This is a genomic window from Pseudoalteromonas phenolica (assembly GCF_044788725.1).
Lineage (GTDB): Bacteria > Pseudomonadota > Gammaproteobacteria > Enterobacterales > Alteromonadaceae > Pseudoalteromonas > Pseudoalteromonas phenolica_C.
The window spans coordinates 770,691-793,511 of sequence record NZ_CP173161.1; the positions used below are offsets into that span (position 1 = coordinate 770,691).

The window sequence follows — 22,821 nt, forward strand, 5'->3', positions numbered from 1 at the left end:
AGAGGAGGCGTTGTAGAGTGTTAAATCAATTATTGCATAATCTGTAAACGTAAATAGTCATAGATCTTGCTGAAGAAGCTGCCTTCTTCGATTTCTTCTAGGGTAACTAGCGGATATTGAGAAATTTCTTCGCCATCTAGTTCTAGGAATAGCGTACCTACTTTAGTGCCTTTTGCTAATGGCGCCTCTAAAGTTTTATCTAACTCAAAGTTCGCTTTTAAATTCTTACGTTGTCCACGAGGAATTGTAATTGGCGTGTCTTCTAAAATACCTAAAGAAACGGTTTCTTTGTTACCCATCCAAATACGTTGGTCTGCAAAACTGTCTCCCGCTTTATATGGTGTGATTGTTTCGAAGAAGCGAAACCCATAGTTTAGTAGTTTTTTACTTTCAACTTTACGAGCTCGTTCACTGTCGGTACCCATTACAACCGCGATTAAGCGCATATCGTCTTTAGTCGCAGATGTTACTAGGCTATAGCCAGCTTCTGAAGTATGGCCCGTTTTAATGCCATCTACATCTAGGCTTGCATCCCAAAGTAGAGAGTTACGGTTGTATTGTTTAATACCATTGAAGGTAAAAGATTTTTCTTTATAAAGCGCATATTCATCTGGCACATCACGAATTAACGCAGCGCCTAATGTCGCCATATCACGTGGTGTTGTGTAATGCTCGTCGGTGTCTAAGCCATGGCTATTGATAAAGTGTGAATTAGTCATGCCTAATTTTTCAGCATGGGCGTTCATTAGGTCAGCAAATGCGCTTTCGCTGCCTGCAATATGCTCTGCCATCGCCACACAGGCATCATTACCTGATTGAATGATGATACCGTGGTTTAAGTCATCAACGCTAACTTGTTTACCGACTTCAACAAACATTACAGAAGAACCTGGGAAGTTTTTAGCCCAGGCTTTTTCGCTAATAGTGACCATATCGGTAGGTGCAATATTACCAGCTTCAATTTCTACTCCGATAACATAACTGGTCATCATTTTGGTTAAGCTTGCTGGTGCTAATTTTGTATCTGCTTCACCTTCGGCGATAACTTTGCCTGTGGTGTAGTCAACCAAGAAATACCCTTTGGCATTAATTTGAGGCGCAGAAGGTAGAATTTGAGCGGAAGCTGAAAAAATGGTTGCAGAGCACACGAGGCCGCAAAGTTTGGTAAGTAGTTTAGTTTTTAATAAAGTCATTATGTTCTTTTATCGATAAAATTAAAATTAGTCAGCTCTTTTCTATTCTAAAGTTGTTGCTCGCTGTAAAGCAAGAAAGCATGGCGAAATTCACCACGTTGCAAGTTTTCAAGCAAAGATTGAGCGTGTTCGTCATTATCAAGTGGGCCAAGTCGTAATTTATGGAGCCCATCTTCTTCGGCAATTTTAGTATTGATAGCAAATTGCGATGATAGTTTACCTGCAAGGTGCTCAATATTGGTTTTATTGCTGCTAGCAACAACTTGAATATAAGTTAAACGTGGCGCAACGCGATCGAGTGTAATCGCTTCTATCTGAACCTTGGCTGTACCTTGGTTATGGTAGCCTAGCTTATAGGCTGCAGCATATGATAAATCAATGATCCTATCATCGTGAAAGGGACCTCGGTCATTGACTCTGACAATCGCGGACTTACCATTCTCTAAATTGGTTACTTTGACAAAACTGGGTAGTGGCAATGTTTTGTGTGCTGCAGTCATGTCATACATGTTGAAAATTTCACCGTTAGAAGTGTAATAACCATGAAATTTTTGACCATACCAAGATGCGATGCCTTCAGCCTTATAGCCTTTTTCGTCAGACATAGGGTGGTATTGTTTACCTCTAACAACATAAGGTCTGCCGGCACTGACACTTTTTGCTTCGAGTTTGACTTTCGCATCGCGCATTTCATGTTCTGTAGGAATGCGAACGGGCGCTGTGTCTTGGCGTGTTTGATAGCGTGAACTACAGCCACTTATAATGACGACAAAAAGCGTTAGTAAATAAGCTTTGTACAACTTAGTCATGATTTGAGTAACATCCTCTTATCCGTTGCAATTGACATGATGATCCCAAAACCAGCCATTAGCGTCACCATAGATGTGCCCCCATAACTAATTAAAGGCAGAGGAACGCCGACTACAGGGAGCAAACCTGACACCATGCCGATATTCACGAAAACATAAACAAAAAACGTTAAAGTGAGCGCGCCTGCGAGCAGTTTACTAAAAGCATCTTGGGCTCTGACCGCAATTAGTAAGCCGCGACCTATGATAAATAGGTAAACGCTCAGTAAAAGTACAACGCCCATTAAACCAAATTCTTCACTTAATACCGAGAAGATAAAATCTGTGTGTCGCTCAGGTAAAAACTCAAGTTGAGACTGTGTTCCTTGAAGCCAGCCTTTGCCTTCAACACCGCCAGAGCCGATGGCGATTTTCGATTGAATAATATGATAGCCAGCGCCAAGCGGGTCGCTCTCTGGGTCGAGGAGCGTCATAACGCGTTGTTTTTGGTAGGCACGCATACCAAAATGCCAGAAAGCGTAAACAGCTGGGATCATCAAAAGTACCGCGCCACCTATAAGGCGCCAGCTCAACCCTGCTAAAAATAAGACAAATATGCCAGAGCTAGCAATTAACAATGAAGTGCCTAAGTCCGGCTGCTCTTTAATTAAATAGGTAGGCACACAAATCAGTACAAAACCAATGAATAGGTTTAAAAGCTTTGGAGGCATGCGGTGCTGAGAAATATACCAAGCAACCATCATAGGCACAGCTAACTTCATGATTTCTGATGGTTGAAAGTTGGTAACACCGAGATTTAACCAGCGCTTAGCACCATTAATGGTGATACCAAAAAAGAATACAGCGACCAGCATACATAACCCGACTAGATAGAGCGGGATCACGAGGCGCTTGAGAGTGATTGGTGGAATTTGTGCAAAGATGAGCAGGGCAGTTAAAGCGCCGCCCATGCGTACCACATGTCTAAGCATCATATCCATATTTTGGCCGCTCGCACTATACACGATGGCTAAGCTGCCTACCATCATACATAGCAACGCGAGTAATAAAGGAATATCTAAGTGGACTTTTTGCCAGATTGTTCGTTTATGTCCGAGTACCATTAGTCATTTCCTGTAGGCAAAGGGTTCGCGGTAAAATAGTAATCCATTAATTGCCTTGCTATCGGGGCGGCTATCTTACTACCTCCACCTTGGTTCTCTACTACCACGGTCACGACTACGCGGGGATCATCATACGGCGCGAAACCGGTATAAATGGCGTTATCTCGATGGCGCTCTTTTAGTTTTTCAGCATTGTATCGCTCACCCTGAGCAATACTGACAATTTGTGCTGTGCCAGTCTTACCTGCAGGATCATAATTAGCCCCTTTAAATGCTTTGTGCGCGGTCCCTGTGACTTTCGTTACTGTGTTATGCATGGCTTCAAGTGCAACACGCCAGTGGTCATGATTTTTGAGCACAATAGGCGGGCGTTCTTCCGTATACATAGGTGTTATATCTTCAAACTGCTTTTTCACTTGAACTAAGTGAGGCTGATAATGTTCACCCTTGTTAACCATAATGGTTACTGCGTTGGCAATTTGCATAGGGGTTGCTGTCCAGTATCCTTGACCAATACCGACAGAGATGGTGTCCCCAGTCCACCAGCTTTCTTTAAAGCGGTCTTTTTTCCAAGAAACTGTGGGTAAGATAGCAGTAGTCTCTTCGTGAATATCTATGCCTGATAAATCACCAAAACCAAATTTATTCATAAAGTCACTGATTTTGGTAATGCCCATTTCGTTGGCTATATGGTAATAAAATGTATCGCAAGATTCTTCTATAGCCTTGTAAACATCAACGTGCCCATGGCCCCAGCGCTGCCAGTCTCGCCATCTGTGTTCGACATTCGGAAGTTGGAAAAAGCCAGGATCCCAAATTTTTGTTTGTTCAGTAATAACCTCTTCTTCAAGCCCTAATATTGCTAAATGAGGTTTAACTGTTGAGGCAGGGGCATAACGGCCTTGAGTGGTTCTATTGATCAGCGGGCGGTCAGGGTTTAATAAAGCACGGTAGTCTTTACCACTGATCCCATGTACAAATAAATTAGGATCGTAACTTGGGTTTGAATAAAGCGCGAGAATACCGCCGTCTTTAGGATCCATTACCACAATTGCGCCACGCATGCCTTCAAGCGCTTTTTTAGCGACTTGTTGCAAGCCTATATCAAGGGTCAAAACCAGATCTTGCCCCGGTGTTGGCGCATCGACGCTTAAGGTGCGGATCACCCTGCCGCGGTTATTAACCTCAACACGTTGTGACCCTACAATACCGTGTAAGTCTTTTTCGTAAAACTTCTCGATACCTAATTTACCAATATCATGAGTGGCGCGATAGTTGGTTGCTTCACCAGTAAGCTCTAATGCAGAAAGCTCTTTTTTATTTAATTTGGCAACATAACCAAGCGCATGGGTGAGAGTTTCGCCATAGGGGTAATATCTGGCAAGGCGGGCCTCAATGCTAAACCCCGGAAATTTATGCTGATTAACCGAAAATAAGGCGACTTCTTGTTCATTTAAACGCGCTTTAATAACACGGCTTTTAAAGCGTTGCTTACGACGAATATTCTTTAAAAAGTTTTCTTGGTCTTCTACAGAAATGTTTAATAAAGCGCCGACTTCAGCAAGTTGCTTGGTGATATCATCTACCTGCTCAGGGATCACTTCTAAATTATAAACAGGGCGGTTTTCAGCCAATAAAACCCCATTTCGGTCGTAGATTAGGCCTCGGTTTGGGGCAACAGGGATCACTTTAATGCGGTTATCATTCGAGCGGGTTTTGTAGGTGTCGTGCTCTTTTACTTGTAGCTTGTAGGCATTGCTAAGTAATACACCGATTAAAATAGTAACAAACACAAAACCAACAAATGCGCGACGAGCAAATAAATTTGCTTCAGCTGAGTGGTCACGAATTGTTGGTCTTTTGTTTATCATCTGAGTTTTATTATTCTCTGTGGTAAGGGTGGTTGTTATTTAAGCTCCACCCGCGATACAAACTTTCAGCGACAATTATGCGCACAAGTGGATGCGGTAATGTCAGAGCCGATAGCGACCACTTTTGCTCAGAAGCGGCAATACACTCAGGGGCAAGGCCTTCTGGGCCACCTATCAGTAAACTGACATCTCGACCATCAAGTTGCCACTTTTGCATATGGTTTGCGAGTTGATGGGTATCCCAAGGTTTACCTGTTACTTCAAGGGTCACGATTCGGTTGCCTTTTGGTATAGCGGCTAAGGTTTTTTCACCTTCTAACTGTAAAATACGCTTTATATCGGCATTTTTACCACGCTTTCCTGCGGGGATCTCAATCAGTTCTAACGCCATATCTTTTGGAAAACGACGTTGATACTCTTTAAAGCCTGTCTCAACCCAAGCAGGCATCTTTGTGCCAACGGCAACCAATTGAATTTTCAAAATTAGCCCCAGAGTTTCTCTAAGTCATATAAGTCACGCGTTTGGTCTTGCATAACGTGCACAACCACATCGCCTAAATCAACCAGCACCCACTCACCCACATCTTGTCCTTCGATGCCCAGCAGGTCTTCACCAGCATGGCGCGTTTCTTTAGCAACGTGCTCAGCAATAGACTGTACGTGACGTTTTGAGTTACCTGAGCAAATGACCAAATAATCCGTTACAGAGCTCACTTCTTTTACATCTAACTTAACAATGTCACGGGCTTTCATGTCGTCAACTTTGTCTAATGCAAAGTCTAATAATTGTTCAGAATTCAAATCTTGTATCTCTATGCTCAAAAAATAAGGCGCGTATAGTAGCACAGCACATTGGTTTATTCAGCATAGAGCTGATGAGTACGAATGTAATCTATGACCGAAGACGCGAGAAATTGTTCCATAGGTTTTTGATTATTTATTAGTTTTCTAATATCGCTGGATGCGGCATCAAAACTAGGACCGGTTAAAAAATGGCAATGACCTGCTTTTTTCGTGAGTAACAGCTCGCTTGTCTCAACTTGAGCTTGTTTCACGTAGTCAGCAAGCACTGGATTTGGTGCATAAATTTCGCCTGGGCGCTGATAAACCACGATATGGCAAAGCTCTGTAATCGTTTGCCATTCATACCAAGACGTTAAACTATTGAAGGAATCCATACCCATCAAAAAGATGATGGGTGAATTAGGCTGCTCGTCACGGTATTCCTGCAGCGTTAACAGTGAATAAGAAGGCCCTTGTCGCTCAAGCTCTCTTTTATCAATGGTGAATGCGCTATTACCTTTTGTTGCTAATTCAAGCATGTTGAGACGGTGTGTGTCAGTGATCTTAGGTTGTGCTTTATGAACAGGTATAGCACAAGGCAAGAACCGTAATTCAGCAAGCCCCAGCTCAGCAACGCATTGCTGGGCCATATTTATATGTCCTAAATGGACGGGATCAAAAGTACCACCAAAAAGAGCAATCATATTGTTTAATCTGTGTGGTTGATGGGCAGGCCAATTGGAATGTGGTAGCAAAAACTCAATGAACAGTGCAACAATGCTTGATAGGGCGCAGTGAGCTCTCCGCGTTTATAGCCACTGTCTATTTCTGCTAATAACAGACCGATTTGCTCGAGCTGTTGCAAAGGTAATCTATCAAGTGCTTGTTGAGTCAAAGGCTGCTGGTTTTTCCAAATATTATGCTGTTTATAGAGCGCAGTAATATTTTGACCTTGTTGTAAGCCTTGCTTAATAGATAATAAGGTTTGCTGCTGCTTATTCAGCGCCCAAACCAGGGTATTCGGCTCGGTGTTATCTTCTGCTAACTTAACCATCACTTTGGTGATTTTTTTTGCTTGGCCGGCAAGGGTTGCATTAGTCAGATCAAAAATATCAAATTTACTTTGATTAAGCAGGCCCGCTAAGATTTGCTCATCATTGACGGTTTGCGAAGGGTAAAGCAGCGCCAGTTTTTCTAGCTCTTGATGTGTTGCGAGTAAGTTGCCTTCGGTGGCCAGCAAAAGTTGCTTTTTAGCATCTTGTGTTAGAGCGACTTTTAACTGCTTAGCTTGCGAATCTAGCCAGCGCTGTAAGTGTTGACCTGTCAGCTCATAACAAGGTACATACACGCCTTGTTTTTCTAAGCCTTTAAACCATGCGCCACGTTGTATCTCTTGACTGGCTTTTTGGCCTTTAACAATTAAAACCACATCTGGGTTGGGCTGAGCAAGCAGTTGTTTAAACGCATCGCTACCGGCAGTACCAGGTTTTTGCTGATTTAGGTCAAACTCAATCAGCGTACGAGCACTAAACAGTGACATACTGTTGTATTGGGCGAGTAGCTCTTGCCAATCAAAGCCAGGCAACAAACTAAATTTAATGACTTCGTCGAAGCCTTGCTGTTTTGCCGCTTGCTTTATTTGTTGCACACATTGTGCTTCTTGAAAAGGTTCTTCACCTAAAACCAAATAAAATGGGGCAAGGCCTTTTCGTAAAGTATCGGGAAGTTGGTTAGCATAACAGCGCATTAGAGTTGTGATAGCTCTCGAATAATACGTTTGCTTGCCTGTTGGCGTAGCTCGTTAAGAATAATATCTAGCTCCTTGGCTTTAGCCAGAGCGTTGTCAGGATCATCTTGGTAATTACGGTAGATTTCAAACCCTTTATCTACAGGATCACGGCCTGGGCGTGTTACTCGGTAAGATACTGAGTAAGCCAGCTCATATTGCGCAACCTGACCATTTTTAAACAAGCTTAGAGTCTGTCGAGTCAGTGAATCTCGATAAAGGTGGAGTTCTGGTATTTGTTTGCTTCTGTTTTCACTGATTGTTACCTGTGATGCTGTTAGGTCCTTACGTAACAGTGAAAACAAATCAGATTTCCGATCGTCACCCGTTAAATGTAGGGTACGCAGATCTAGGGGTAAGTAAGAAGCTTGCTTTAAATGAAAGCCACAGCCAGATAACAAAACACAGGCTAGCAAAAATGCTAGCCCATGCTTAATTGAACGCGATAAACGCATCTTAGTTTGCAACCACATTTAGTAGCTTACCTGGTACGTAAATCACTTTACGGATTTCTTTGCCTTCGATGAACTTAGATACGTTCTCTTCAGCAAAAGCCAACGCTTCAACTTGCTCTTTTGTTGCATCAGCAGCCACAGTTAACTTAGCACGCAGCTTACCATTTACTTGCACAACGATAAGTTTTTCGTCTTCAACAAGGGCAGCTTGATCAACCGCAGGCCATGTTGCATCTAACACGTCACTTTCGTGACCTAGGTCTTGCCATAACTGGTGACACATGTGTGGTGCAATTGGTGCAAGCATAATAACGATGGCATTTAGCGCTTCGTTAGCTAATGCGATGTCTTGTGCGTCGTTTAGTGGTGCTTTCGTTAGCTTGTTCGAAAGTTCCATGATAGCCGCGATAGCCGTGTTGAAAGTTTGGCGACGTTCAACGTCATCCGTTACTTTAGCAATGGTTTTGTGAATTTCACGGCGTAGTGCTTTTTGATTGCCGTTAAGTGCTGCTAGGTCAAGCTCAGCTTTACCTGCCGCGTTTACGTCTACTGCGTATTTCCACACACGTTTAAGGAAGCGAAGTGAGCCTTCAACACCTGAGTCAGACCATTCTAGTGTTTGCTCTGGTGGCGCTGTGAACATCATGAATAAACGAACTGTATCTGCACCGTACTGCTTGATAACAGTTTGTGGATCAATACCGTTGTTCTTTGATTTAGACATTTTAGACATACCAGCAGACTCTACTGGTTGACCATCGTCTTTGTGCCACGCTTTAGTGATACGGCCTTTATCGTCAGTTTCGGTTTCAACGTCAGTTGGTGAAATCCAAACATCACCGCCTTTTTCATCTTTACGGAAATAAGTTTCAGCTAATACCATGCCTTGACATAGTAGACGTTCGAACGGCTCATCTGAGTTTACTAAACCACAGTCACGTAATAGCTTGTGGAAGAAACGCGAGTAAAGTAGGTGAAGGATCGCATGCTCAATACCACCGATATATTGGTTTACTGGTAGCCAGTAATTCGCTGCACCCGGCTCTAACATGCCTTCGTCATAACGAGGGCTACAGTAACGCGCATAGTACCAAGAAGATTCCATGAAGGTATCGAAGGTATCTGTTTCGTGGAATGCAGGTTCACCGTTCACTGTGGTTTTAGCCCACTCAGGATCTGCTTTAATAGGTGAAGTCACACCGTTCATTACCACGTCTTCTGGCAGGCGAACTGGTAGCATATCTTCAGTCGCAGCAAGCTCAGAACCATCTTCTTTGTTTAGCATTGGGATTGGTGAACCCCAGTAACGTTGACGGCTAACACCCCAGTCACGTAGACGGAAGTTAACTTTACGCTTACCTGCACTCATGCCTTCTAGTTTGTCAGCAATGGCGTTGAATGCTGCTTTAAACTCAAGACCGTCAAATTCGCCAGAATTAATCAGCACACCTTTTTCGGTGAACGCTTCTTTTGAAAGGTCAACTACAAGCTCTGAACCTTCAACAGGTGCAATTACTTGCTTGATCTCAAGACCGTAAGCAGTAGCAAACTCATAGTCACGTTGGTCGTGACCTGGTACTGCCATAACCGCACCTGAACCATAGTCCATCAGTACAAAGTTGGCAGCCCATACAGGCACTTCTTCACCAGTTAATGGGTGAATCGCTTTAAAGCCCGTGTCGATGCCTTTTTTCTCCATTGTTGCCATATCAGCTTCGGCAACTTTGGTGTTCTTACATTCTTCAACGAATGCAGCAACGTCTGGGTTATTTTTAGCGGCTTCTTGTGCGATAGGGTGACCAGCAGCAACACCAACGTAAGTCACACCCATGAAGGTATCTGGGCGAGTAGTGTAAACTGTGAAAGTTTCACCATTGTCAGCACGTTTGAAGTCAATCTCTAAACCTTCAGAGCGACCAATCCAGTTACGCTGCATGGTTTTAACTTGCTCAGGCCAATGCTCAAGCTTGTCTAAATCGTCAAGTAGCTCTTGTGCATAATCAGTAATTTTGATGAACCACTGAGGAATTTCTTTTTGCTCTACAAGTGCGCCTGAACGCCAACCGCGACCGTCGATAACCTGTTCGTTAGCCAGTACGGTTTGGTCAACTGGATCCCAGTTTACGGTAGACATTTTCTTGTAAACTAAGCCTTTCTCGTAAAGCTTAGTGAAGAACCACTGTTCCCACTTGTAATATTCTGGGTGACATGTTGCGATTTCACGATCCCAGTCGTAACCAAAACCAAGTTGTTTTAGCTGACCGCGCATGTAATCAATGTTTTCGTATGTCCACTTAGCAGGGGCTGTGTTGTTCTTGATAGCCGCGTTTTCTGCAGGTAGACCGAACGCATCCCAACCCATAGGTTGCATAACGTTTTTGCCTTGTAAGCGCTGGAAACGAGATACCACATCACCAATGGTGTAGTTACGCACGTGACCCATATGCAGTCGACCACTTGGGTAAGGGAACATAGAGAGACAGTAATACTTCTCTTTGCTCTCGTCTTCTACGACTTTAAACGTCTTGTTTTCTTCCCAATATTGTTGGACTTTTGACTCAATGTCTTGCGGGTTATATTGCTCTTGCATCTATGTTTCCAGACTTCTTGCAAATTAATAAAAAATTGTTCGATAGCATAACCGAATTTGCAGTCTAATCACAGCATCTAGACTGCAAATATTTGCGCTGTTTAGGCTCTTATCTACCTTAGCTTTTGCCATAAAAAGAACAGTTAGAACTTCTTAGTTATATAAATGAGATTTTTACTGATATTAATTATCATTTGCGTTGATCTGAGTGGGATTTGCCATTAACATGCGCAGCGAAGTTAATAATCCCAAAAATATCAAGGATATCCATGTTTAGAAGTTCGCTTTCCTTAATAGCGATGGCTGTTAGTTGCGCATCAATGGCTAATGAAGCTAATCAGTCTGAGTCGAAAATTGATGATATTGAACAGATCATCGTATCTGGAAGCCGTGTTTTTGAAAGTATTGATGAAGTACCGGCATCAATTACTGTGATCACACAAAAGCAAATTGAAGACCATCTCAAGGTAAACCCAGAGCTTCAAAGCTTACTGGCGCAAATAGTGCCAGGCTTAGCGCCTAATACAGGCAGCTCTAGTAACACAGGTCAAGGGCTTCGCGGTCGAGCGCCATTGGTTATGATTGATGGTGTGCCACAATCAACACCACTGCGTAATGGCTCGCTTGGGATCAGAACATTAGATGCAAGCGCTATTGCACGTATTGAAGTGATTAAAGGCGCAACATCTATTTACGGTAATGGTGCGTCAGGCGGGATTATTAACTACATCACAAAACAAGCTCAAGCAGATGGACAAGTAGAAGGGGAAGTGAGTCTCTCAAGTCGTTTCAGTGCGGTTAAACTGGCAGAAAGTGGCGGTGCTCGTATATCTGCGGCAATTAATGGTCGTGCCGACAAATTTAGCTACCTGGCGACTGTAGGTTACGAAGAAAATGGCGTACAACGTGATGCTGAAGGCGATATCCTTGGACTGCAATATGGTTTGTCAGATGCCGTAACAGAAAATTACTTTACTAAACTTGGCTATGATTTTGATGAAGATAAACAACTGCAGTTTAGTTATAACTATTACAGCTCACAACAAAAAACAGATCTAGGTGATGTGTTTGGTAATATCAATAGTGGCGAAAAGTCATATGCCCAACACGTTGCACCTGAGCTACAGAAAAAAGGTAAGCCTCAAGGCCCTGCGGGTAACGAAAATATCACGTTAAAATACACTGATTATGCGGTCTTTACGAACACTCAGCTTACGCTCGATGCATATATGCAAGACATTGAGAATATATTCTTCTTTTCTCCAAACTTAGCAAACCCAGAGGCGGGCTTTACTGGAGGCCAATCAGTCATCGTTTCTGAGAAACAAGGTGCCCGAGCGACATTTAATACAGCTTTAGACTTTGACAATGTAGCGACAACACTTATTTACGGTATTGACGCGTTAAATGACGTGACCTCACAGCCGATGGTTGATGGCCGTATTTGGGTACCAGAAATGGATATGCAAAGCTTGGCGGGTTATCTTCAAACCAAATGGGTAATTGCTGATGACTTAGTGTTAAAAGCGGGTGTGAGACAAGAGAGTATTGACATTGAAGTCGAAGATTACACCACATTAAAATTGTGCCGAAGCGCAGATCAATGTTCGGTACCAATGTCGGTGAAAGGAGATACCATTAATTATGATGCTGCTACTTTCAACTTCGCTATTAAATACAATGGCTACGAACAGTTTAGTCCATTTGCGAGTTACTCTCAGGGCTATGATGTGTCTGATATTGGTAGGTTACTTCGAACAGCGACTGTAAAAGACATCGGCCTGATCCAAACCGATGCTTCTATTACTGATAATTATGAAGTCGGTTTTAACTCACAATTAGAAAATCTGCGTTTTGAATTTGCTTTATTTAAGAGCACCTCAGAGCTTGGCACAAGCAGTGTTTTCAATGAAAAAACTGGCGTCTATGAGCCAGTTCGTGCACCACAAAGAATCTGGGGCTACGAAGCTTTAATTGATTACAAGCTTTCTAAGACACTCGATTTAAGAGCCACGTATAGCTTTGTGGAAGGCAAAAATACCGCTAACAATACTTATTTAGGCGGAAGACAAATCGCGCCACCGAAATTTACAGCATCATTAAACTGGCAAGCCAATGATGCACTTTCTATGGCGTTAAATTGGTTATATGTTGGCGATAGAAAGCGCTTTGAAATGAACGATAAAGGTCAATATGTTGCCGACCAAGGACCGATTGATAGCTATAATGTGTTAAGTGCATCAGCTAGCTATCAGTTATCAGATAATTTCAATGCATACATGGGTATAGAAAACTTATTAAATAATGACTATTACCCAGCAAGAGCGCAGGCCTACGCTTATGGTGGCTATAATGTGAAAGGCTTAGGCCGAACTATTACGTTAGGTGTAAAATATAGCTTCTAAAGCTACTCACTACTTTGCAGAGCGGCTATCTTTGACCGCTCTGCAACCCTTCTATATTTTGCTCGTTCATATGCGCAACTCTCCAAAAATATCCCATATCGTCTACACTTAGTAATAATTATAATTTTCAATATTGGTTGACTGTTTACAGTGTCGAGAGACGTGTTTTGATTAAATAACACGCATGAGAGGATGTTATGGCAGGTTATAAACAATGGTTAGATGATTTCTCTAACTGGCTGAAAGATATAAAAGACCATGAAGTAGAAGACTTAATAAACCAATTTGTCGAAAAACAGCAGGCTTTAAAAACCTTCAGTGAAGAAAAGCTTAAAGCGTATAGCCATTATTTGAAGCGTGATTTAAAGCATTTAGAAGATGAATATAAAAACTCAGACGATATCGCATGGCAAGAATTCAAAGCGGGTATGTTGTTTGAATTAGCTCAGCTTGAAGATAGAACACAGTTAGAATGGCAGGCGCTATTAAAAGATTTTGAACATGATGGGGTTTACAAAGCGGGTGAATGGATAGCCATGGGACAATTAGTATGTAAAAATTGTCACCATACTACAGATGTACTTTATGCCTCTGAAATTAAAGCATGTAGCCAATGTGAGCACCAAGAGTTTAGCCGTAAAGCATTGTCTCCATAGTCTAACCAATTTGGTTAGATAATAAAAAGAAGTTAGGAATGACAAATAAGATAGCACCTTTACCTATTGAGGCCTTAGCGCCAACCGTTTCACTTGCGCATGTTGAGTCATGCGTGCGCAACCCTTACCCAGAAGCACTGACATTTATAGGTCAGCAACGCGCTCAAAGTGCCTTAGACTTCGCACTAGGCATGGATTTACCAGGCTACAATACCTTTGTGATGGGTGAAGCGGCATTAGGCCGTTTTACCATGGTAAAAGATAAGCTAGAAGCTCACAGTAAAACCAAGCCAACTCCAAACGAATGGTTATATGTCAACAATTACGATGATCACCGTAAGCCTATCGCCTTGTTTATGCAGCCAGGCCAAAGTAAAGAGCTTGCTGATGACATCGATGAATTTTTAGATGAAGTAGCCGATACTTTTCCGGCAGCGTTCGATAACCCAGGTTATCAGCGTAAAAAGAAATCCATCGATAAAGAATTTGATAACAAGTATGACGCTGCGATCACTGCGGTCGCAGAGCTTGCGGCTAAAAAAAGTGTGGCACTGATAGAAGAAAGTAATCAGGTCGCTTTTGCGCCAGTGATCGACGGCAAACAATTAGATGATGCAGAATTTGCCGCGCTTGATGAGAAAGTGCAGGAGCACTTTTTTGATGCCATTGAAAAGCTTGAAGATGACCTGATTGAGGCGTTAATTGAACTACCACGTTGGAAGCGAGAGTCGTCTGAAAAACTAAGAAATCTCAAAAAACAAACCGTTGAAACTGCTACTAAGCCTTTACTGAAAAAGTTAGAACTTAAATATGCCAGCCATATTGGCGTTATTCGTTATTTAAAAGATGTGAGAACCGAGATTGTCGATGCGGTACTCGAATGGCTTGATGACAGCGGCAGCGAGGAAAATAAAGACGAGTTCGATCATCGCGGCATGTTGAATGACTTTTTTGCTCCAAATATTCTTGTTGAATATAAAGATGGGGAGCCTGCACCTGTGGTGTACGAGCCAAACCCAACTTTTGGTAATATTTTTGGTAAGGTTGAGTATGCCACTTCTCAAGGTAACTTAATCACCAGTTATCGTTCAATCCAACCGGGTGCGTTACATAAGGCCAATGGTGGTTACCTGATCATGGATGCCGATAAAGTATTGGCTAACTCGCAAGTGTGGGATGGCCTAAAGCTGTCGCTTAAAACCCACCAGATAAAGAACGATTTGCCATATCAAGACAGCTCAGTAGGCAGCAGTTTCACGCTCCGCCCTCAGTTAATTCCACTCGATGTGAAAATTATTTTGTTGGGCTCACGTGACTTATATTATGCCATCAGTGATTACGATGAAGAGTTTGCAGAGCTATTTAGAGTATTGGCTGATTTTGATTACTACTTGCCAAGTAGCGATAAACTTCAATATCAGTTCATCACTAAAGTACTTGAGTACTGCGATAAAACTTTAAATTGCGGTATTTCAGCATGCGGCCTTGCTCGTTTGCTTAAGTTTAGTTATCGCCAAGCTGAGCACCACACTAAACTGTCAGCGCGATTTGCAGATGTGCTTGAGTTAGTTGCAGAAGCAAGCTTTTATGCAAAACAAGACAATGTAACAGATGTTACCGCAGAGCACATTGATGAAGCCATTGCAGGTAAACAATACCGCACCGGCCAACTTAGTGAAAATATGCTGAGTGATATTAAAGAAGGCCACACCTTGATTGAAACGGAAGGCGAAGCCATCGCCAAAATCAATGGTCTGACGGTATTGCATATTGGTGATACCGCATTTGGTACACCAGCGCGTATTACCGCGACTGTGTACGCAGGTTCTGATGGTGTGATTGATGTTGAACGTGAAGCGGATTTAGGTAAGTCAATTCACTCTAAAGGTGTGATGCTATTAACAGGCTACCTAGGTAATAAGTATGCGCAAAACTTTAGCTTAACACTCAGCGCCAATATTGCGATTGAGCAAAGTTATGGATATATCGACGGCGATAGTGCCTCGCTTGCAGAATTATGTGGTTTAATCTCAGCTATCACTCAACTACCAATTAACCAGTCTTTAGCGCTGACAGGCTCAATCAATCAGCATGGTGAAGTACAGGCGATTGGTGGTGTAAACGAAAAAATTGAAGGCTTCTTTAAACTTTGCAAAATGCGGGGTTTAACAGGTCAGCAAGGTGTGATCATTCCACAGTCTAACCGCGTTAACTTGGTGTTAGATGACGAAGTACTAAATGAAGTTAAACTGGGTCGTTTCCATATTTATGCGGTTTCAAACGTGGATGAAGCATTGAGCTTACTGATGAACCGAGAAGCGGGTGAGTTAGTAGATGGAGAATACCCAGAAGACTCTATCAATGCCCTAACATTGGCTCGGTTACAGCAAATAGCGGATGTAGTGAGTGGCGATAATGAAAAAGAAGAACAAACAGAACAAGATAAGGAGTAGAACGTATGTCGACTACTAATGTGATTTTAGTCATTGTGATTGTTATTTTGATAGCACTCTTTTCACGTAACTCGCAAAAAAATAAAGCGGCAGCCGCAGAGAATCGCATCAAAGCGGCTGAGTTTTTAGCAGAGAATGGCAAAAAAGAGGGAGTGAGTACAACAGCCTCAGGGTTACAGTATGAAGTAATTACACAGGGTGACGGTGACAAGACACCAACTGCAACCAGTAAGGTAAAAGTGCATTATCATGGCACGCTTGCTGATGGCACTGTGTTCGACAGCTCAGTTGAGCGAAATAGCCCAATTAGCTTTGGTCTGAACCAAGTTATCCCAGGTTGGACTGAAGGTGTGCAATTGATGACTGAGGGTAGTAAGTATAAATTCTATATTAGCCCTGGTTTAGGCTATGGAGATCGTGCTGCTGGTAAAATTCCTGCAGGCTCACTACTTATTTTTGAAGTTGAGTTATTAAAAATAGAATCGTAAAGTTAAAACAACTTAAAGGAGGCTCAGCCTCCTTTTTTGCTTAATTTTAGCTTCAAAGCAAAGGAAGGATGACAATGTTACAAGGCTTATTAATAGTATCAATGTTGTTTGCATATGTTTATTTTAGGCTTAAGCGACTAGAAGCTATAAAGCATTATGTTTCGAATGCTTATCCCGATATTTTTAAGCGCTTAAGCGAAGATAAAATGCAAATTGGGGCAAACCGTGCTTTTATTAGTGCGCTAGAAGAATCAATACAACACGGAGAGTTAAGTCAGACGAGTGATGAAACACTATAAAAGTTAATGCACTACACCAGTAAAACTGAAATTGTGTGTGTTTTAGCTGCATTAGTCGGCTTTGTCATTGCTGCATTTGTTTAATTGAAAAACAATCAAGTAAAAACTCGCTCCTTCAGGGTTGGGTATATAATCATATCTTGTACTTTTATTTATAATTCAGATTTATAGAAAATTTACGTTAATTTATTATTTGAATTCACATTTATTGTATTAGTCCTAACTCTCTTCTCTATTTATTCAGCTTTAGTTGATAATAACTTGAAAGCACTTCATTTATTTAGCCTTTAGATAGGTCATTAGAGACCAATTTTCAGCTGAGATTCATAGTGTTTAATTGCAGCCTTGAATTGCTTTGGGTAGCTTTGTGGGTCAATTACTTAGAGGGAATAAAATGACTCAGCAAATCTTGCCTAATCGGCGCATCTTAGCCATAGATGTGTTTCGTGGTTTTACCATTTTGACCATGGTATTTGTGAACGAATTGGCCGCAATTAAAAATATACCTGTATGGATGACTCACTTACCAGCTGATGCAAACGCCATGACATTTGTGGATTTGGTATTCCCGGCTTTCTTATTTATTGTTGGTATGTCTATCCCATTCTCTACCCAAGCAAAAATGTCTAAAGGTAATGATAGTAAAGCACTGTTCAAAGATGCCATTTTTAGAGCTTTCGGGTTAATTGTTATTGGCTTTTATATGGTGAACAGTATTTATGGGTTTGATGAAAGCCTCATGCCGATCTCGATGCCTCTTTGGACTTTGTTGATGTATGTGAGTGTGCTGTTGATTTGGAGTCATTATCCTAAGCATATGTCAGCACAGTTAGTTAAGGGGTTGAAGGCTCTTGGTATTGCAGGCTTGATTGTTTTGGCTGTTGTCTACAAAGGCCCTTATGTCACTATGACACCTCAGTGGTGGGGTATTTTAGGACTTATAGGTTGGGCGTTTATTATTAGCGTTGCAGTTTATTTGGTAAGTAAGCAGAACTTAGTCAAACTAATCACCGCATGCCTCGGTTTTATTTTATTGTTTTTCCTGGTTGAACAACTGTCTGGTATCAACAACGCGCTTGATAGACTCATTGAAGAAAATCGAAATAACAGTCATGCCATGATTGTACTCGCCGGTGTGATTATGAGCTTTATTTTCTATCACACTCAGCATAGCGTAAATAAGTGGAAGTACTATTTAATGTATGTTGTTTTAGCGGCAGTATTGACCTTGTTGAGCTGGTGGCATTGGCCTGTTTCTAAAATTTGGGCTACACCAAGTTGGGCATTGATGAGTGTGTTTTTCTGTGCGCTTATTTTTGGCGTGATTTTCTATATAGTAGAAGTGAAGCAGTCGATGCAATGGTGCAAGGTTTTCGAACCTGCAGCGAATAACCCATTACTAATTTATATCATTCCATTTATTATTATTGCCTTACTTGAGCTGTTTAGTATACCAGCGAGGCCTGAAATGGTGAGTAGCGGCGTGTTAGGTATGATCTGGAGTTTTGGTTTTGCGATAGCAATGATGTTTGCAGTAACCGCTCTGAATAAATTAGGGTTGAGGCTTAAACTCTAAAGTTTTAATAAAGCGGCGCAAATGCCGCTTTATTTTCACAACTTAGAAGGTAATTGGCACTGTTTTCACATTGGTGTCGCCAGGAACTAGCTGTTTGTCGAAGTGGCAATATTCTGTTGTTCCACATGCACCGTTACCACCATTTGCTCCAACGATTGCTGGCGTAGCTGCCGATGAAATAGTTTTGTTATTTAGGCTTTTAAGTTGCTTTTTCTTTAATACAATTTTCATTTCTAATTTTCCTTTTAATTCATTGTCCAAAATGGACCTTAAAAAGGTAACTTAAATTGATATGTAAATAAAGAGTTGAAATTAATTTAAGAATAAATCACAAAAAATTCTTTTCAAATCGACTAAGTAAAGCGCGTTTGGTGTTGTTGGCCAATACGGTGAGTGTAAGCAGTGATACTAAGATCCAAATTGGTGAATGACCATACTTACTGAAAGGACTGAAGCCATTAATTAGTTGTACTTTTGCTTTCAGTACATTTGCTTCAAATTGAGCAATGGTTTGTTCAGTTTTAGAGATAGGATCATAGACACCTGTAATGCCATTATTGGTCACGCGAATAAGCGGTCTTTGCAACTCTAGGGCACGCATTCGAGCAATTTGCATATGCTGATGGGGGCCATGAGAATCTCCAAACCAAGCGTCATTACTGACTGTAAAGAGAATATCAGATTGCTCTGTGAAGTTATCTCTAACCAAATTGCTAAATACGATTTCGTAGCAAATAGCTGGAAGAATATGTAAGCCGTTGGCAATGAGGTTGTTTTGCACGCGCTCGCCTCGAGAAAATGAGGACATTGCGAGGTTAAACAAAGGGGCTAACGGTCTGAGAATATCTTCAAATGGCACAAACTCACCAATAGGCAGAAGTTGATGCTTTTGGTACCTATTTGAATGTAAGTAGTTGTAGTGGCCTTCACTAGAGTCTGGGTATTTCTTACCTAAAACAATAAGCGTGTTGTAGACCGCTTTGGTATCAAACTGGTAATCAGGGATGCCTGTGATCACTGCGGTATTGTTAAAGGCGGCAGCTTTATCTAGCCCTTCTAAAAATGGTGCTGCCATATCTTCAATTTCGGGTATTGCCGCTTCAGGCCAGACGACTAAGTCTGTCTCACTCCATTCAACTCGAGTCATATCACGGTATTTTGACATGGTTGGCCAAAACTGTTCTGGCTCCCAGCGCAAACTCTGTTGGATGTTGCCTTGTACAAGCAAAGTTGAAATTCGCTTATCAGAGTATGAAATAGAAGCTGTGAAGCTACTTGTAAGGTATAAACAGAGCAGAGCAACAAGTGCTGAAAGAGAAAAAGAAGCATGTTTTGCTTTAATGCTGTAATAAATGCTACTAGCAAGAAACACAGCCAGTAAAGTTAAGCCAAACTCGCCAATTAAGGGCGCAAAGATGTTAAGTGGTGAATCAGTAAAGGCATAACCAAAACTGAGCCATGGAAAGCCAGTTAATAACTTGCCACGTAGGAACTCTGTAATGGCAAAGCCGACTATTAACAATGTGATCCTTTGCCATGCGCTCTGGCTGAATCGCGCCGCGAACGCAAAAGCCAGCGCAGGATAAATTGCTAAATAGGCACAGAGCAACCCCATCAGTAATAAAGAAACTGGTAAAGGTAATCCACCGAATTGAGCTATAGAGACATGTACCCAGCTAATACCGAGTGCAAACCAGCCAAAACCAAAAGCAAAGCCATACTTAGCAGCGCTTCGGGTAGAGTGTTTATCGGTTACGTAACAAGCTGCAACGAGTGAAAAAATAGCAATCGGCCATAGATTAAATGGCGCATAGCTAAAGGTCATGGCAAGGCCTGCAATAAAAGCAAGCCAAGCATGTTTGTTAGAAAAGAGGGAAAACAGCTTACTCAACTTGATCTTCGGTAGTTTCAGTTTTTGGTACTGTTACTTGAAGTTGAATAATACGACGATTATCAGAGTTTGTTACTTTAAACTGTAGTGGCTCGATGTCGATTGTTTCACCACGACTCGGCATGTGGCCAAAGGCATGAAGAATAATACCACCAATAGTATCAGCCTCCTGAGTATCGAAGCTTGTATTAAAGAAGTTATTGAACTCATCAAGCGGTGTTAGCGCTTGAACTGTATAAACGTGCTTCGATAATTGGCGGATATCATCATGATCTTCATCATCATCATGTTCATCTTCAATTTCGCCAACGATGGTTTCTAAAATGTCTTCGATAGTAACAAGGCCAGAAACACCACCATACTCATCAATAACAATAGCCATGTGATAACGTTTTTGTCGGAACTCATTTAGTAAGGTGTCAACACGCTTACTTTCTGGTACCACAATAGCTGGGCGAAGATACTCTCTTAATGCCGGTAGAGCATCAGATTTATCCAAAATCAGCGGCAGTAAGTCTTTAGCTAGTAAAATACCTTCAACATGGTCTTTGTCTTCACAGATCACTGGAAAGCGAGAGTGTGATGATTCAACCATAATCGGTAGTTGATGCTCTAGAGACTCATCTACATCTAAAGTAATCATTTGAGAGCGAGGGATCATAATATCGCGAACTTTAAGTTCAGAGACGCTTAATACGCCTTCCATCATGTCTTTGGTCTCAGGGTCGATGAGTGCACGCTCTTGCGCATCTGCGATGACTTCAACCAGCTCTTCTTTATTTTGGGGTTCTCCTTGCAGCATCTGGGTAATGCGTCCTAGCCAGCTTTTGCCAGCAGAACCCTGACTACTTTGCGAGTTATCGTCGCTCATTTCTTTTTATATCTCCAATTAAATAAAATTCTGTTAGTCGAACTTAGTAAGCATCATCACGATATGGATCGTCTATGCCCAATTCGGCTAATAATGTTTTTTCGATGCCTTCCATCTCAATGGCGTCTTGTTCATTTATATGGTCAAATCCAAGTAAATGCAAGCAGCCATGAATTGTCATATGAGCAAAGTGCTCATGAAAGCTTTTTTCTTGCTCTATAGACTCTGCTTTCACAACTTGTGGGCAAATAATTAAGTCGCCAACAAGAGGGAGTTCGATGCCTGGTGGCGCATCAAATGGAAAAGACAGCACGTTAGTTGGCTTGTCTTTACCACGATACTGACTGTTAAGCTCTTGGCTTTCTGCTTCATCAGCAATACGAATAGTTAACTCTGCATGTTCACGATACGCAGATAGGGCTTTGTCGGCCCATAACTCAAACTGTTCATGTGAAGGTAAATCTTCAAACTCACAGGCAATTTGTAAATCTAATTCAACGCTCATGTTCGTTACTCAGCTTGATTCGTTTTCGCTTCTTTGCGAAGGCGTTCTTTTTCGGCCTTTTCTTTTCGCTCAGATTCTTCTTTCTTCTCGTATGCTTCAACAATACGTGCCACAACCGGGTGACGAACAACATCATGTGACTTGAAGAAATTAAATGAAATCTCATCGACATCACTCAGTACTTCAATGGCATGACGAAGACCAGAGCGCGCTCCACGAGGTAAATCAACTTGCGTAATGTCACCTGTGATCACTGCCTTTGAATTAAAGCCGATACGCGTTAAGAACATTTTCATTTGCTCTGTGGTGGTGTTTTGGCTTTCATCCAGAATAATAAAGGCATCATTAAGCGTTCGACCACGCATATAGGCAAGCGGTGCAACTTCTATGACATTTTTTTCAATTAAGCGTTCAACTTTTTCAAAGCCAAGCATTTCAAACAATGCGTCATAGAGTGGTCGCAGGTATGGGTCGATTTTTTGTGTTAAATCGCCAGGTAAGAAGCCAAGCTTTTCACCGGCTTCAACCGCAGGGCGAGTTAATAAGATGCGGCGAATTTCTTGACGTTCTAGTGCATCAACAGCAGCGGCAACTGCAAGGTAGGTTTTACCAGTACCTGCAGGACCAATACCAAAACTGATATCATGACGAAGAATATTAGCCACATACTGACTTTGATTCGGATTGCGAGGCTTAATCACACCACGGCGGGTTTTAATATAAACTTCTTCATTCCATACACTCGGTGCATCTTGCTCTAGACAGTTTGCTTCAGTGATCGCTAAGTGCACGTTATCAGGTTCAATTTCATTTACTTCGCCACGCACAGGCTGAGTATCAATGTATAAAACTTTTAAGATATCGGTAGCGGCTTTAGCTTGAACAGGTTGTCCAGTCACTTTAAACCAGTTGTCTCTGTGTGTGATTTCGACCCCAAGGCGACGTTCTATTTGTTTTAAATTCTCGTCAAAAGGGCCGCAAAGTGATGAAAGGCGAACGTTGTCGGCGGGCTCTAAATAAAATTCAATATTCTTTAGTTGACTGCTCAAAATTGCTTCCTGTAAAACCGCGCCAGCAAAAGTGCTGG

21 protein-coding genes are annotated in these 22,821 nt (G+C 41.9%); 6 read left to right on the forward strand and 15 right to left on the reverse strand.

Features of this window, described 5'->3' with window-relative positions:
• Positions 1-29: 29 nt before the first annotated feature.
• The 10 genes from ACH784_RS03565 to leuS are packed head-to-tail and all read right to left on the reverse strand — an operon-like array spanning position 30 to position 10,590.
• Complete coding sequence (locus ACH784_RS03565) at positions 30-1,193, reverse strand: serine hydrolase (protein ID WP_404393616.1); 1,164 nt, start codon at positions 1,191-1,193, stop codon at positions 30-32.
• A gap of 47 nt (positions 1,194-1,240) precedes the next feature.
• Complete coding sequence (locus tag ACH784_RS03570; RefSeq protein ID WP_404393618.1) at positions 1,241-2,002, reverse strand: septal ring lytic transglycosylase RlpA family protein; 762 nt, start codon at positions 2,000-2,002, stop codon at positions 1,241-1,243.
• Positions 1,999-3,105, reverse strand: coding sequence for a rod shape-determining protein RodA (gene rodA, locus ACH784_RS03575; protein ID WP_404393620.1), 1,107 nt, complete (start codon positions 3,103-3,105; stop codon positions 1,999-2,001). Before rodA ends, ACH784_RS03570 begins: the two co-directional genes overlap by 4 nt.
• The gene (gene mrdA / locus ACH784_RS03580; RefSeq protein ID WP_404393622.1) at positions 3,105-4,976 is read right to left on the reverse strand and encodes a penicillin-binding protein 2; all 1,872 of its coding nucleotides are present in this window, start codon (positions 4,974-4,976) and stop codon (positions 3,105-3,107) included. The genes rodA and mrdA overlap by 1 nt, the downstream gene beginning before the upstream one ends.
• Positions 4,977-4,986: 10 nt before the next feature.
• On the reverse strand, positions 4,987-5,457 hold the full coding sequence (gene rlmH, locus ACH784_RS03585) for a 23S rRNA (pseudouridine(1915)-N(3))-methyltransferase RlmH (protein WP_404393624.1): 471 nt from the start codon (positions 5,455-5,457) through the stop codon (positions 4,987-4,989).
• A 2-nt stretch (positions 5,458-5,459) separates the two neighbouring features.
• Positions 5,460-5,777 (reverse strand): ribosome silencing factor, encoded by a 318-nt coding sequence (gene rsfS / locus ACH784_RS03590; protein WP_058031648.1) that lies wholly within the window; start codon positions 5,775-5,777, stop codon positions 5,460-5,462.
• 56 nt (positions 5,778-5,833) lie between these two features.
• Entirely contained in the window at positions 5,834-6,463 is a 630-nt protein-coding gene (nadD, locus tag ACH784_RS03595) for a nicotinate-nucleotide adenylyltransferase (RefSeq protein WP_404393626.1), read from the reverse strand.
• Between the two features lie 5 nt (positions 6,464-6,468).
• The gene (gene holA / locus ACH784_RS03600; RefSeq protein WP_404393628.1) at positions 6,469-7,506 is read right to left on the reverse strand and encodes a DNA polymerase III subunit delta; all 1,038 of its coding nucleotides are present in this window, start codon (positions 7,504-7,506) and stop codon (positions 6,469-6,471) included.
• On the reverse strand, positions 7,506-8,000 hold the full coding sequence (gene lptE / locus ACH784_RS03605) for an LPS assembly lipoprotein LptE (protein WP_404395175.1): 495 nt from the start codon (positions 7,998-8,000) through the stop codon (positions 7,506-7,508). The genes holA and lptE overlap by 1 nt, the downstream gene beginning before the upstream one ends.
• 1 nt (position 8,001) lies before the next feature.
• Positions 8,002-10,590 (reverse strand): leucine--tRNA ligase, encoded by a 2,589-nt coding sequence (leuS, locus tag ACH784_RS03610; protein ID WP_404393630.1) that lies wholly within the window; start codon positions 10,588-10,590, stop codon positions 8,002-8,004.
• Positions 10,591-10,859: 269 nt separating this feature from the next.
• Between leuS and ACH784_RS03615 the strand changes: the two genes are divergently transcribed.
• From ACH784_RS03615 to ACH784_RS03640, 6 genes are all read left to right on the forward strand, one after another.
• On the forward strand, positions 10,860-12,995 hold the full coding sequence (locus ACH784_RS03615; RefSeq protein ID WP_404393633.1) for a TonB-dependent receptor: 2,136 nt from the start codon (positions 10,860-10,862) through the stop codon (positions 12,993-12,995).
• A 197-nt stretch (positions 12,996-13,192) separates the two neighbouring features.
• Entirely contained in the window at positions 13,193-13,651 is a 459-nt protein-coding gene (locus ACH784_RS03620) for a hypothetical protein (protein WP_404393635.1), read from the forward strand.
• A gap of 38 nt (positions 13,652-13,689) precedes the next feature.
• On the forward strand, positions 13,690-16,104 hold the full coding sequence (locus ACH784_RS03625) for a Lon protease family protein (protein ID WP_404393637.1): 2,415 nt from the start codon (positions 13,690-13,692) through the stop codon (positions 16,102-16,104).
• Between the two features lie 5 nt (positions 16,105-16,109).
• A complete protein-coding gene (locus ACH784_RS03630) occupies positions 16,110-16,592 on the forward strand; it encodes an FKBP-type peptidyl-prolyl cis-trans isomerase (RefSeq protein WP_404393640.1) in 483 nt (160 codons plus the stop codon).
• A gap of 74 nt (positions 16,593-16,666) precedes the next feature.
• Positions 16,667-16,891, forward strand: a complete 225-nt coding sequence (locus ACH784_RS03635) for a hypothetical protein (RefSeq protein WP_404393642.1) — start codon at positions 16,667-16,669, stop codon at positions 16,889-16,891.
• A gap of 394 nt (positions 16,892-17,285) precedes the next feature.
• Positions 17,286-18,467, forward strand: coding sequence for a heparan-alpha-glucosaminide N-acetyltransferase domain-containing protein (locus tag ACH784_RS03640; protein ID WP_404393644.1), 1,182 nt, complete (start codon positions 17,286-17,288; stop codon positions 18,465-18,467).
• Between the two features lie 42 nt (positions 18,468-18,509).
• On the opposite strand, the gene ACH784_RS03645 is transcribed toward ACH784_RS03640, so the two are convergent.
• The 5 genes from ACH784_RS03645 to ACH784_RS03665 form a co-directional block, all read right to left on the reverse strand.
• The gene (locus tag ACH784_RS03645) at positions 18,510-18,698 is read right to left on the reverse strand and encodes a hypothetical protein (RefSeq protein ID WP_404393646.1); all 189 of its coding nucleotides are present in this window, start codon (positions 18,696-18,698) and stop codon (positions 18,510-18,512) included.
• A 97-nt stretch (positions 18,699-18,795) separates the two neighbouring features.
• Positions 18,796-20,358, reverse strand: coding sequence for an apolipoprotein N-acyltransferase (gene lnt, locus ACH784_RS03650; protein ID WP_404393648.1), 1,563 nt, complete (start codon positions 20,356-20,358; stop codon positions 18,796-18,798).
• Positions 20,351-21,229: a CNNM family magnesium/cobalt transport protein CorC gene (gene corC / locus ACH784_RS03655; RefSeq protein WP_404393650.1), complete on the reverse strand. Its 879-nt coding sequence runs from the start codon at positions 21,227-21,229 to the stop codon at positions 20,351-20,353. The genes lnt and corC overlap by 8 nt, the downstream gene beginning before the upstream one ends.
• A 43-nt stretch (positions 21,230-21,272) precedes the next feature.
• Positions 21,273-21,734 carry an rRNA maturation RNase YbeY gene (gene ybeY / locus ACH784_RS03660; protein ID WP_138480338.1) on the reverse strand — a complete coding sequence of 154 codons (462 nt, stop codon included), beginning with the start codon at positions 21,732-21,734 and terminating at the stop codon, positions 21,273-21,275.
• A 5-nt stretch (positions 21,735-21,739) separates the two neighbouring features.
• On the reverse strand, positions 21,740-22,783 hold the full coding sequence (locus ACH784_RS03665; protein ID WP_404393652.1) for a PhoH family protein: 1,044 nt from the start codon (positions 22,781-22,783) through the stop codon (positions 21,740-21,742).
• Between the last annotated feature and the right edge of the window lie 38 nt (positions 22,784-22,821).

Excerpts from the sequence above, each read along its gene's own strand:
- ACH784_RS03565 (WP_404393616.1), bottom strand. The coding sequence starts at position 1,193 with ATGACTTTATTAAAAACTAAACTACTTACCAAACTTTGCGGCCTCGTG.
- ACH784_RS03570 (WP_404393618.1), bottom strand. The coding sequence starts at position 2,002 with ATGACTAAGTTGTACAAAGCTTATTTACTAACGCTTTTTGTCGTCATT.
- rodA (WP_404393620.1), bottom strand. The coding sequence starts at position 3,105 with ATGGTACTCGGACATAAACGAACAATCTGGCAAAAAGTCCACTTAGAT.
- mrdA (WP_404393622.1), bottom strand. The coding sequence starts at position 4,976 with ATGATAAACAAAAGACCAACAATTCGTGACCACTCAGCTGAAGCAAAT.
- nadD (WP_404393626.1), bottom strand. The coding sequence starts at position 6,463 with ATGATTGCTCTTTTTGGTGGTACTTTTGATCCCGTCCATTTAGGACAT.
- holA (WP_404393628.1), bottom strand. The coding sequence starts at position 7,506 with ATGCGCTGTTATGCTAACCAACTTCCCGATACTTTACGAAAAGGCCTT.
- lptE (WP_404395175.1), bottom strand. The coding sequence starts at position 8,000 with ATGCGTTTATCGCGTTCAATTAAGCATGGGCTAGCATTTTTGCTAGCC.
- leuS (WP_404393630.1), bottom strand. The coding sequence starts at position 10,590 with ATGCAAGAGCAATATAACCCGCAAGACATTGAGTCAAAAGTCCAACAA.
- ACH784_RS03615 (WP_404393633.1), top strand. The coding sequence starts at position 10,860 with ATGTTTAGAAGTTCGCTTTCCTTAATAGCGATGGCTGTTAGTTGCGCA.
- ACH784_RS03620 (WP_404393635.1), top strand. The coding sequence starts at position 13,193 with ATGGCAGGTTATAAACAATGGTTAGATGATTTCTCTAACTGGCTGAAA.
- ACH784_RS03625 (WP_404393637.1), top strand. The coding sequence starts at position 13,690 with ATGACAAATAAGATAGCACCTTTACCTATTGAGGCCTTAGCGCCAACC.
- ACH784_RS03630 (WP_404393640.1), top strand. The coding sequence starts at position 16,110 with ATGTCGACTACTAATGTGATTTTAGTCATTGTGATTGTTATTTTGATA.
- ACH784_RS03635 (WP_404393642.1), top strand. The coding sequence starts at position 16,667 with ATGTTACAAGGCTTATTAATAGTATCAATGTTGTTTGCATATGTTTAT.
- ACH784_RS03640 (WP_404393644.1), top strand. The coding sequence starts at position 17,286 with ATGACTCAGCAAATCTTGCCTAATCGGCGCATCTTAGCCATAGATGTG.
- ACH784_RS03645 (WP_404393646.1), bottom strand. The coding sequence starts at position 18,698 with ATGAAAATTGTATTAAAGAAAAAGCAACTTAAAAGCCTAAATAACAAA.
- corC (WP_404393650.1), bottom strand. The coding sequence starts at position 21,229 with ATGAGCGACGATAACTCGCAAAGTAGTCAGGGTTCTGCTGGCAAAAGC.
- ybeY (WP_138480338.1), bottom strand. The coding sequence starts at position 21,734 with ATGAGCGTTGAATTAGATTTACAAATTGCCTGTGAGTTTGAAGATTTA.